The following is an 11343-nucleotide window of genomic DNA, read 5'->3' on the forward strand; positions in this document are numbered from 1 at the left end:
GAACTGACCATGGCTAAGCAACAAAGCTCGGCGGCTGCAGCCCGCATCCGCAAGAAAGTCAAAAAGAACGTCGCCGAAGGCATCGCACACGTCCACGCATCGTTCAACAACACCATCATCACGATCACCGATCGTCAGGGCAATGCCCTGTCGTGGGCGACGTCCGGCGGCGCAGGTTTCAAGGGTTCGCGTAAATCGACCCCGTTTGCGGCTCAGGTCGCAGCTGAAGCAGCTGGCAAGGTTGCTCAGGAATACGGCGTGAAGAACCTGGAAGTCCGCATCAAGGGCCCGGGCCCGGGCCGTGAGTCGGCTGTGCGCGCGCTGAACAACCTGGGTATCAAGATCACCGAGATCCAGGACGTGACGCCGGTTCCGCACAACGGCTGCCGTCCGCCGAAGCGTCGTCGTATCTAATGTTGCCCGGGCGGTTCGCCGCCCGCCGCAGCATTGATGCGCCACACGCCGTGGTGTAAAGAATCGCCGGTGCAGTTAACCCAGAAATGGGTTATACTGCCCGGCTATTGTCGCCTCGGGCCGTCCTGGCCCTGAGGTATTTTGTAAGCCACGTCCGGTCTCGTCGAAGAACTGGACTAGCGCCTGTTGCGACACGAGTCGCATCCGGGGCGTGATCATTCAAACAAAGGAAGTTTAACGTGGCACGTTATATCGGACCTAAAGCAAAACTGTCGCGCCGTGAAGGCACCGACCTGTTCCTGAAGAGCGCACGCCGCTCGCTCGACTCCAAGTGCAAACTGGACGTCAAACCGGGCCAGCACGGCGTCAAGTCGGGCCAGCGTACGTCGGACTACGGCAACCAGCTGCGTGAAAAGCAGAAGGTCAAGCGTATCTACGGCGTGCTGGAGCGTCAGTTCCGCCGCTACTTCGCCGAAGCGTCGCGCCGCAAGGGCAACACCGGTGAGACCCTGCTGAAGCTGCTGGAATCGCGCCTGGACAACGTCGTCTACCGCATGGGCTTCGGCTCGACCCGCGCCGAAGCACGTCAGCTGGTCAGCCACAAAGCGCTGACCGTGAACGGCAACGTCGTGAACATCGCTTCGTACCAGGTCAAGACCGGCGACGTCATCGCCGTCCGCGAAAAGGCCAAGAAGCAGACCCGTATCGTCGAAGCGCTGTCGCTGGCCGAGCAGGTTGGTTTCCCGAGCTGGGTGTCGGTCGATGCCAAGAAAATGGAAGCAACCTTCCGCGCCTATCCGGAGCGTAACGAGATCGCTGCCGACGTCAACGAAGCGCTGATCGTCGAACTGTACTCGCGTTAATTGACAAATGGAGCGGCGCGCCGCTCCATTTGTCATCCCCGCGAAGGCGGGGACCCAAGTTTTGCATGAGCTGACGTAACGCTAGCAAACTTGGGTTCCCGCCTTCGCGGGAACGACGGGGGTTTTATCCTCCGTCTAATACCGAATTCGCCTTACCGCCTGCTCCCAGAAGCAGGCGTTTCCACTACTGATGCCATCAGCCTTATCGGTGTAACGAGCCGAGGGTATTGAAGAGGACACTCATGCAAAATAGTTTGTTGAAGCCACGTATTATCGATGTCGAAACGCTCGGCGCCGGCCACGCGAAAGTCGTGATGGAACCGTTCGAACGTGGTTATGGCCACACGCTGGGTAACGCGCTGCGCCGCGTGCTGCTGTCGTCGATGATCGGCTACGCGCCGACCGAAGTGACGATCGCCGGCGTCGTGCACGAGTACTCGTCGCTGGACGGTGTGCAGGAAGACGTCGTCGACCTGCTGCTGAACCTGAAAGGCGTCGTGTTCAAGGTGCACAACCGCGACTCCGTGACGCTGACCCTGAAGAAGGAAGGCGAAGGCCCGGTCCTGGCATCGGACATCGACCTGCCGCATGACGTGGAACTGATCAACCCGGACCACGTGATCGCCCATCTGACCGCCGGCGGCAAGCTGGACATGCAGATCAAGGTCGAAAAAGGCCGCGGCTATGTGCCGGGTAACGTGCGCCGCCTGTCGGAAGACACGAACAAGACCATCGGCCGCATCATCCTGGACGCATCGTTCTCGCCGGTCCGCCGCGTGTCGTATGCCGTGGAATCGGCCCGCGTCGAACAGCGTACCGACCTCGACAAGCTGATCATCAACATCGAGACCAACGGCGTCATCACGCCGGAAGAAGCGATCCGCCAGTCGGCCCGCGTCCTGGTCGACCAGCTGAACGTGTTCGCTGCCCTGGAAGGCACGGAAGCCGCCGCGGAAGCACCGTCGCGTGCACCGCTGGTCGATCCGATCCTGCTGCGCCCGGTGGACGACCTGGAGCTGACCGTCCGTTCGGCAAACTGCCTGAAGGCCGAGAACATCTACTACATCGGCGACCTGATCCAGCGTTCGGAAAACGAACTGCTGAAGACGCCGAACCTGGGCCGCAAGTCGCTGAACGAGATCAAGGAAGTCCTGGCTTCCCGTGGTCTGACCCTGGGCATGAAGCTGGAAAACTGGCCGCCCGCAGGTCTGGAAAAGTAATTCGTAGTACCCGCCCGGGGCAGGTGTCCCGGGCGTTTTATCGCCAACCGGCCCGCGTCGCACACAGCGGCGATCGAAGAGCTCGGATTTAAACTTAACTCGAAAGGAATTACCATGCGTCACCGTCACGGCCTTCGCAAGCTGAACCGTACCTCGTCCCACCGCCTCGCCATGCTGCGCAACATGACCGTTTCGCTGCTGCGTCACGAAGCGATCAAGACCACCGTTCCGAAAGCCAAGGAACTGCGCAAAGTCGTCGAGCCGATCATCACCCTGGGCAAGAACGACACCCTGGCCAACAAGCGCCTGGCATTCGCCCGTCTGCGTGACCGCGAAATCGTCCAGAAGCTGTTCGCTGAAATCGGCCCGCGCTACAACGCGCGTCCGGGCGGCTACATCCGCATCCTGAAGATGGGCTTCCGCGTTGGCGACAACGCCCCGATGGCCTTCGTCGAGCTGGTCGACCGTCCGGAAGTCACCTCGGCTGAAGACGCGCCGACCGCCGAGTAATCGCGGTTCAAGCATCATGAAAAACCAGGCCTCGCGCCTGGTTTTTTTTCGCCATGACGCCTATCGACCTGTCGTATCTCCGCCCGAACTAGTAAATACGTATTGCGGTTTAAGTGAAGGGCAATTATTGTTTCCGTTTGGATACAAACCATCATTCAACGGTAGACAAGATCATGGGCCTGCAACATCGACTCGAGCACCTGCTGCTCTGGCATAAATTCGCGATCCTCAGCGTGGTGGGCGTCATCGTCGCCGCGATCCCGGCCTCGCTCTACCTGCGCGAGACCGGCAAGGCGCTCGATGCCCTGGAACTCGAAGCGAGGGCGCGCACGCCGGTGGCCACCATCCTCGATACCATCCAGACCACGCAACAGCATCGCGGCCTGGCGGCGCTCGTCGTCGGCGGCGTCGCCGAGTCGATCCCGAAGCGGGACAAGAAGCAGGTTGAGGTGGACGCCAACTATGCGGCCATGTCGGCCATCGTCGCCGGCCTGCACGATCCGCGCATCGACCGGGCGTGGTCGGAGGCGAAGCGCGACTGGGAAGCGCTGCGCGGACGCGTGGTCGCGGGCACGATCACGGTGCCCCAGAGCTATGAGGCGCATACGGCCCTCGTGCCGAAGCTGCTCGACGTGGAGGACCAGTTGGCCGATCATTACGGCCTGAACCTGGACCCCAGCGTGGATTCGTACCAGCTGGTCCAGGCCATTTATTACCAGCTGCCATATCTTTCCGAAGAGCTCGGCAAGATGCGGGCGAAGGGCGCCGGCCTGCTGGCCGCCGCTGCCGCCAGCCCGGAAGAGCGACTGGCGTTGTCCGCGATCGTGGCGCGCGTCGCCGACCGGTTGCACCAGATGACGAGCCAGTACGACAAGGCCGCGCGCGCCAACCCGGCGTTCGCTGGGCCGCTGGGCGATTCGATCCGGGACATGCGCGAGCAGGCGCAACAGACGATGAAGCTGGCGATGGATGAGATCGTGAAGGCGGAGTCGCTCACGTTCTCCGGACCGGAATACGTCAAGCGCACGACGGCCGCCATCGACGCCCAGTACGCGTTCGCACACAAGGCTACGGAGCGATTCGACGGCCTGCTCGACGCACGGATTTCCGCCCTCCAGCGCACACGGCTGGGCATGCTGGCCGCCGTCACCGTCCTGTTTGCCTTCGGCGGCCTGATGCTCTACGTCATCGCACGCTCCGTGACCCAGCCGCTGAACAGTGCCGTCGAAATCGCGGAACGCGTTGCCGCCGGCGACCTGACGGCGCGCATCGCGGCCGAAGGTCGCAACGAAACGGCGCGGCTGCTGGCTTCCCTCGGGCGCATGAACGACAACCTGCGCAACATCGTGAGCGAGGTCCGGGTCGGCGTCGATACCATCGGTGCGACGACCGGCGACATTGCGCTCGGCAATGCGGATTTGTCGGCCCGCACCGAGGCGCAGGCATCGAGCCTGGAAGAGACGGCGGCGTCCATGGAAGAGTTCATGTCGACCGTGAAGGAGAATGCGCAAAATGCCGACCAGGCCAGCCTGGTGGCGATCCAGGCTTCCACCGTGGCCCAGCAGGGCGGCAAGGTCGTGTCCGAGGTGGTGGCGACCATGGAAGCGATCAACGACAGCGCCCGCAGGATCGTCGACATCATCGGCGTCATCGACGGCATCGCATTCCAGACCAATATCCTCGCGCTCAATGCTGCTGTCGAGGCCGCCAGGGCGGGAGAACAGGGGCGCGGCTTTGCGGTCGTCGCCGGCGAAGTGCGCAGCCTGGCGCAGCGCAGCGCGGCGGCGGCGAAGGAAATCAAGCAGCTCATCGATGAAAGCGTGGAGCGTGTCGCGGCCGGCAGCCGTCTCGTGAGCCAGGCCGGCACGTCGATGGACGATATCCTCGCCAGCGTGCAGCGCGTGTCGGCCTTCGTAGCGGAAATCGTCGTGGCGTCGCGCGAACAGGCGTCGGGCATCCACCAAGTGAATGACGCGATCACGGTGCTGGACGGCACCACCCAGCAGAACGCGGCGCTCGTGGAACAGGCCGCGGCGGCGGCGTCCAGCCTGGACGAGCAGGCCCGGCACCTCGCGCGCATCGTGAGCGTTTTCCACACCGGCAATGAGTCGCGCAAGCCGGTGCCGGCCGTCCGCCTCGCTGCTTGAGCGATCACACGGCGGCCGTGCCGTTTCGCCGGCCGCCGTGCAATGGAACAGCGCCCGGTGTACCATGCCCGTTGCGTTGAACCAATTTGCCGATCCATGCTCCGATCTTCCCTATCGCCCGCCGCGCGCCTGCTGGCCGCCCTGTGCACGTTGCTGCTGGCCTGCGCCGCCTTCGTCTCCACCGCCCACGCCGACGACGATTTCCTGCCGCCCGAGCAGGCATTCAAGTTCTCCGCGCAGATGGCCGACGCGCACACGATCGTCGTGAACTATGCGATCGCCGACGGCTACTACATGTACCGCGAGCGCTTCCGCTTCACGGCAAGCGGCGCGAAGCTGGGCGAGCCCGTCATACCGCCCGGCAAGATCAAGTACGACGAAACGTTCCAGAAAAACGTCGAGACCTATCACAACGGCGTCGAGATCCGCATCCCTGTCGAGGCCGCGGGACCGTTCACCCTGACCGCCACCGGCCAGGGCTGTGCCGACAAGGGCCTGTGCTATCCGCCGCAGGATGCGTCCGTTCAGCTCACGCCGGGTGCCGGCGGCAGCGAACCGCAGATGAGCGTCGCGCCGGGGCAGGGCGGCGGTTTCAACTTCCCGGGCCAGGCCCCGCAGCCCGCGCCGCAGGTCGACACCCCGACCGCACCTGCCGCGCCGCCCGTGAAACCGGCGGCACCGTCCGAACTCTCCGGCATCGCCTCGCTGCTGCAAGGCGGCCGCCTGCTGGCCATCGTCCCCGCGTTCATCCTGCTGGGCCTGGGCCTCGCGTTCACGCCGTGCGTGCTGCCGATGGTGCCGATCCTGTCGTCGATCATCGTGGGTGAAGGCAAACAGGTGCACCGCACGCGCGGCTTCGTGCTGTCGCTCGCGTACTCGTTCGGCATGGCGATCGTCTATACGGCGCTGGGCGTGGCGGCCGGCCTGCTCGGCGAAGGTCTCGCCGCGGCGCTGCAGAACCCGTGGGTACTGGGCGGCTTCGCGCTGCTCATCGTCGTGATGGCGTTGTCGATGTTCGACGTCTACCAGCTGCAGGTCCCCGCGGTGTTGCAGACGCGGCTATCCACCGTCTCCGGCCGCCAGTCGTCCGGCAAGCTGGCCGGCGTGTTCGTGATGGGGGCGATCTCCGCATTGATCGTCGGCCCGTGCGTGGCGGCGCCGCTCGCGGGTGCGCTCGTGTACATCAGCCAGACGCGCGACGTCGTCATCGGCGGCGCCGCGCTGTTCGCGATGGCGGTCGGGATGAGCATTCCGCTGCTGCTCGTGGGGGTGTCCGCCGGCTCGCTGCTGCCGCGCGCCGGGCTGTGGATGGAATCGGTGAAGCGCTTCTTTGGCGTCCTGATGCTGGCGATGGCCTTGTGGATGGCCGCGCCCGTCCTGCCGGGCATCGTGCAGATGGTCTTGTGGGCCGCCCTGCTGCTGGGATACGGATTTTATCTGGTGAGCGGCTCCTGGATGCGTGTCCGCGTGGGCGCGGGGCGCCCACCCTACGCCGGTCTCGCTTTAGGCGCCGCCAGCGTCGTGCTGGGCGCCACGCAGCTCGTCGGCGTGGCCAGCGGTGCGCGCGACCCGCTCGCGCCGCTGGCCCGCTTCACGGGCGGCGCGCCCGCGCAGCCGCTCGCGTTCACGCGCATCAAGACCGTCGACCAGCTCGACGCCGCGCTGGCCGCCACCGGTGGCCGCACCGCGATGCTGGATTTTTACGCCGACTGGTGCGTGTCGTGCAAGGAAATGGAAAAGCTGACGTTCGTCGATCCGGCCGTCAAGGCGCGGCTGGCGAACACGGTGCTGCTGCAGGTCGACGTGACGGCCAACGATGCGGATGACCGGGCGCTGCTCAAGCGCTTCGGACTGTTCGGGCCGCCGGGCATCATCCTGTTCGACAAGCAGGGGAAAGAGATTCCTGATAGCCGGGTGATCGGCTATCAGGATGCGAGCAAGTTCCTTGCATCGTTGAGCAAAATGTAGGGTGGGCACCTGTGCCCACGCGTAACGCCGGCAATGTGCAAGCATCGCGCGTGGGCGGGGGCCGCCCACCCTACGCCTGATCAGCCTTGTGCGGTGTGGCCGCGATGCTGCCAGCCACCGTGGCCGCGGTGGCCGAAGCGCGCCGCCTTCTCATCGAACGTCTTCTTCTGGTCCGCGCTCAGGACCGAATAGAAGGTGTTCAGCGACGCCTGGCGCTGCTCGAGCGCTGCGGTGCGCTGCTTCTGCCGCTCGATCATCTTCGCCATGCGTTCCGGCGCCGTCAGGTTGGCCCGGGCGGCCCGGTCGTGGGGCTGGCGTGCAGGCGGCTGCATCGACGCCACGAACGCGTTCCAGGCGTTTTCCTGCGCCGGCGTGATCTTCAGCTGGTCGTGCAGCTTCGCGATCCGCTTGGCGCGGAATTGCGCGCGCTGTTCCGGCGTCAGCTTCTGGTGCTGCATGCCGTGGCGGGCCTGCGGTGCGGGCTGGTCCGTCGTCTGTGCATGAGCGCCCAGTGCGGCAGCGCCGAGGGTCAGCGCGGACAGGGCGGCGAGGAGGTGTTTGCGATAGGTTTTCATCTCAGGTTTCCTAGTAGGGTTAAAGTTGGCAAACCGCCAAACGTTGTCTTCATGCTCCGATCTGCGTGCATCGCGTCGTCTTCGCACGGTTCCCATCATGGGCGCAAGATGTAAGCGCAGCGTTTCCCGTCTCTCGTTCTTTGTATCAATTTGTTTCCCTGGAAGATCCATATACAAGCCGATACAAAGTGACTGTTCAGGGGTCGAACAACTCGCGATAATGGCGATATGGACAATCCATCTACCATCCTGATCGTCGACGACGACCGCGATATCCGCTCGCTGCTGGCCGATTACCTCGAAGCGAACGGCTACCGCGCGCTTGCCGCGGCCGACGGCACCGCCATGTGGAAACTCCTGGACGAGTCGCGTCCGGACCTGATCGTGCTCGACCTGAACCTGCCGGGCGACGACGGGCTCACGCTGTGCCGCAAGCTGCGCGCGCATTCGACCATGCCCGTCATCATGCTCACTGCCCGCAGCGAGCCGCTGGACCGCATCCTCGGCCTCGAAATGGGCGCGGACGACTACCTGCCGAAGCCCTTCGAGCCGCGTGAACTGCTGGCGCGCATCCGCAGCGTGCTGCGCCGCAGCCACGCGATGCCGCCGAGCTCGCAGGTCGAGAACGTGCAGCAGATGAAATTCTCGGGCTGGACGCTCGACCTCACCGCGCGCCACCTCGTCAATCCGCAAGGTGTCGTCATCATGCTGTCGGGCGCCGAGTTCCGCCTGCTGCGCGTTTTCCTGGAGCACCCGAACCGCGTGCTGAACCGCGACCAGTTGCTGAACCTCACGCAGGGCCGCGACGCCGATCCGTTCGACCGCTCGATCGACATCCAGATCAGCCGCCTGCGCCAGAAGCTGGGCGAGGATGCGCGCATGCCCCAGATCATCAAGACCGTCCGCAACGGCGGCTACGTGTTGGCCGGCCAGGTCACGGTGGAGCCGAGCGCGTGAGAGCTTTCCTCGGCTCGATGACGGGCCGCGTGTTTGCTACCCTGCTGCTGGGCATCGTGCTCACGGCCGCGCTGACCCAGCTGCTGGCCGACGCCGAACGTGCGCGCGTCATCGACGAGTTCCGCGACCTGCACAACCTCGACCGGGCCGAACAGCTCATCATGGCCACCGAGATCGTCCCCGAGTCCGCGCGCAAGGCCTACCTCGACGTCGCCAACCGTCCCGGCATGCAGCTCGCCGACGTCGACACCCATCCGGCGGCGCTTGCCCCGACCAACTCCGAATTCACCCAGGCGCTCGCCGCCCGCATGGGCAAAGGCTATATGATGCGGTCGCTGGCCGCGCGTCCCGCCGCGTGCTCGACGGCGCGCGAACAGCCCGTCGTGTTCGGCCTGTTGCGCATGAAGTGGCGCGGCACGTGCGAGAGCATCGCCGTACGCCTGCGCGACGGCGACGACCTCGTGCTGTCCGTGCTGCCGCCGCGCTCGGCCACGTCGCCGCAACGCACCGATTACACGTGGACGATCTCGATGTTCCTCGTCAGCGTGGCCTTCCTCGCCTACCTCGTGGCGCGCATGACGACGCGGCCGCTGAAGCAGCTGGCGCAGGCCGCGAAAGACCTCGGCAACGACATCAACCACCCGCCGCTCGACCTCACGGGCGCCGACGAGATCCGCCAGGCCAGCGCCGCCTTCAACGCGATGCAGGCGCGCATCCGCCAGTACATCTTCCAGCGCACGCAGATGCTGGCCGCCATCACGCACGACCTGCAGACGCCGCTCACGCGCATGCGCCTGCGCCTGGAAAAGGTCAACGAGCCGGAACTGCAGGAGCGCCTGATCGGCGACCTGTCCGCGATGCAGGCGATGGTGCGCGAAGGCCTCGACCTGGCGCGCAGCATGGACACGAACGAAGCCATGCAGATGCTGGACCTCGACTCGCTGCTGGACTCCGTCGTCGCCGACGCGGCCGAGAGCTGCCAGCGCGTGACCTTGACGGGCCACGCCGGCATGGCGCTGCTGGGCCGGCCGATGGACCTGCGCCGCTGCCTGGTGAACCTGATCGACAACGCCGTCAAGTACGGCCACGCGGCCAGGGTCAGCGTCGACCGCATCAACGGCGCGGCGCGCATCCGCATCCGGGATGCCGGCCCCGGCATCCCGGGCGCCGAGCTGGCCCGCGTGTTCGACCCGTTCTACCGGGTGGAGACGTCGCGCTCGCGCGAATCGGGCGGCACGGGCCTCGGGCTCACCATCGCCCGCAACATCGCCGAGCAGCACGGCGGCAGCATCAACCTCGCCAATCATCCGGAAGGCGGGCTCGAAGCGACCCTGATGTTGCCGGAGTTTTATCCCGGCAAATAAGCACGCTGAAAAATCGCACGGGCAGAAACATTACTGTTACACCCGTGTGGGACAATCTCCGGCGGAGACTCGGTCTTGCGGCCGGCGTCACCCTCATCGCATAAATACACAAAGAGAAAGACCGCGGACAGGCGGCACAGGGAGTGGAATGAAGACCAGGAATATCGCGATCGTCGCCGGCATTGTCGTTGCCGTCGGCGCCGGCACGTGGGCCGTAAACCGCGGTTCCGATGCGCATGCCGACGGGGCCGCCGCCCCGGGCGGCAAGGGTAAAGGGGCGCAGCCGCCGGCCGTCGTCAACGTCGTGGCGCCGCACCGCCAGGACGTGGCCGTCGTGCAGCAGGCCAACGGCACCGTGACGCCGATCCGCGCCGTCGACCTGCACCCGCAGACGACCGCCACCATCCGCCAAGTCCACATCAAGGAAGGCCAGTTCGTCAAACAGGGCGAGCTGATGTTCTCGCTCGACGACCGCGAAGACCGCGCCAACCTCGACAAGGCCCAGGCCCAGGTCGCACGCGACCGCGCGTCGCTGGCCGACCTCGAGCGGCAATACAAGCGCAGCCAGGACTTGTTCGCGCAGCACTTCATCGCCCAGAGCGCCGTCGATACGCTGCGTGCCCAGGTCGACCAGGCCCGCGCCACCCTGCAGGCCGACAGCGCCGCCGCGCGCGCGAGCAGCGTCACGACGAGCTACACCGCGATCCGCGCGCCGATGTCCGGCCGCGTGGGCGGCATCAACGTCTATCCGGGCAGCCTCGTGCAGCCGGCGACGTCGCTCACGACGATCACCCAGCTCGACCCGATCACCGTCGCGTTCACGTTGCCGGAATCCAGCCTGCCGTCGCTGCTGGCGGCGCAGAAGCGGGGCAAGGTCGAGGTCGAGGCGCTGCCGGGCGCCGACCTGGCACCGGTGAAGGGCCTGCTGAGCTTCGTCGACAACACGGTCGACCCGCAAGCCGGCACGATCAAGGTGAAGGCCGAGTTCGACAACCGCGAGACCACGCTGTGGCCCGGCCAGTACGTGAACACGAAGGTCATCGTGCAGACCTTGAAGGATGCCGTCGTGATCCCGCAGAACGCCATCATCACCAATGCCCAGGGCACGTTCGTCTACGTTCTCGAGAAGGACCACTCGGCCCGCCTCGTGCCCGTGCGCCGCGTGTACGGCGCGGGCGTCGATGCGGCCGTCAGCGGTCTCGCCGGCAGCGAGCAAGTCATTACCGACGGCAAGCAGAACGTGCGCCCGGGTGCCAAGGTCCGCCTGGCGTCCGAAATGGGTAAAGGCAAGGGCAAAGACGTCCACGTCGCCGACAAGGGCTGAA

General features: G+C 65.4%; 10 protein-coding genes. 9 read left to right on the forward strand and 1 reads right to left on the reverse strand.

Annotated features, from left to right (window positions below):
• Nucleotides 1-9 precede the first annotated feature (9 nt).
• The 6 genes from rpsK to dsbD all read left to right on the forward strand — a co-directional run bounded on the left by rpsK (nucleotide 10) and on the right by dsbD (nucleotide 7122).
• Nucleotides 10-414, forward strand: a complete 405-nt coding sequence (rpsK, locus tag ACEN98_RS17415) for a 30S ribosomal protein S11 (RefSeq protein WP_036172227.1) — start codon at nucleotides 10-12, stop codon at nucleotides 412-414.
• Nucleotides 415-653: 239 nt separating this feature from the next.
• On the forward strand, nucleotides 654-1277 hold the full coding sequence (gene rpsD / locus ACEN98_RS17420) for a 30S ribosomal protein S4 (RefSeq protein ID WP_036240371.1): 624 nt from the start codon (nucleotides 654-656) through the stop codon (nucleotides 1275-1277).
• A gap of 242 nt (nucleotides 1278-1519) precedes the next feature.
• Complete coding sequence (locus ACEN98_RS17425; protein ID WP_056449152.1) at nucleotides 1520-2497, forward strand: DNA-directed RNA polymerase subunit alpha; 978 nt, start codon at nucleotides 1520-1522, stop codon at nucleotides 2495-2497.
• Nucleotides 2498-2611: 114 nt separating this feature from the next.
• Nucleotides 2612-3007 (forward strand): 50S ribosomal protein L17, encoded by a 396-nt coding sequence (rplQ, locus tag ACEN98_RS17430; RefSeq protein WP_413344803.1) that lies wholly within the window; start codon nucleotides 2612-2614, stop codon nucleotides 3005-3007.
• A gap of 173 nt (nucleotides 3008-3180) precedes the next feature.
• Entirely contained in the window at nucleotides 3181-5154 is a 1974-nt protein-coding gene (locus tag ACEN98_RS17435; protein ID WP_413386108.1) for a methyl-accepting chemotaxis protein, read from the forward strand.
• A 96-nt stretch (nucleotides 5155-5250) separates the two neighbouring features.
• The gene (gene dsbD, locus ACEN98_RS17440) at nucleotides 5251-7122 is read left to right on the forward strand and encodes a protein-disulfide reductase DsbD (RefSeq protein WP_413386110.1); all 1872 of its coding nucleotides are present in this window, start codon (nucleotides 5251-5253) and stop codon (nucleotides 7120-7122) included.
• A gap of 80 nt (nucleotides 7123-7202) precedes the next feature.
• Here dsbD and ACEN98_RS17445 read toward each other — a convergent pair whose 3' ends face one another.
• Nucleotides 7203-7697, reverse strand: coding sequence for a Spy/CpxP family protein refolding chaperone (locus ACEN98_RS17445; RefSeq protein ID WP_413386112.1), 495 nt, complete (start codon nucleotides 7695-7697; stop codon nucleotides 7203-7205).
• A 228-nt stretch (nucleotides 7698-7925) separates the two neighbouring features.
• Here ACEN98_RS17445 and ACEN98_RS17450 point away from each other — a divergent pair, with 228 nt between their 5' ends.
• The 3 genes from ACEN98_RS17450 to ACEN98_RS17460 all read left to right on the forward strand — a co-directional run bounded on the left by ACEN98_RS17450 (nucleotide 7926) and on the right by ACEN98_RS17460 (nucleotide 11342).
• Nucleotides 7926-8654: a response regulator gene (locus ACEN98_RS17450; protein ID WP_413386114.1), complete on the forward strand. Its 729-nt coding sequence runs from the start codon at nucleotides 7926-7928 to the stop codon at nucleotides 8652-8654.
• Nucleotides 8651-10018, forward strand: coding sequence for an ATP-binding protein (locus ACEN98_RS17455; RefSeq protein WP_413386116.1), 1368 nt, complete (start codon nucleotides 8651-8653; stop codon nucleotides 10016-10018). The genes ACEN98_RS17450 and ACEN98_RS17455 overlap by 4 nt, the downstream gene beginning before the upstream one ends.
• 148 nt (nucleotides 10019-10166) lie before the next feature.
• Nucleotides 10167-11342: an efflux RND transporter periplasmic adaptor subunit gene (locus ACEN98_RS17460; protein WP_413386117.1), complete on the forward strand. Its 1176-nt coding sequence runs from the start codon at nucleotides 10167-10169 to the stop codon at nucleotides 11340-11342.
• Nucleotide 11343 lies beyond the last annotated feature (1 nt).

The sequence above is a fragment of the Massilia sp. CT11-137 genome (genome assembly GCF_047302885.1).
Taxonomy (GTDB): Bacteria; Pseudomonadota; Gammaproteobacteria; order Burkholderiales; family Burkholderiaceae_D; genus Telluria; species Telluria orientalis.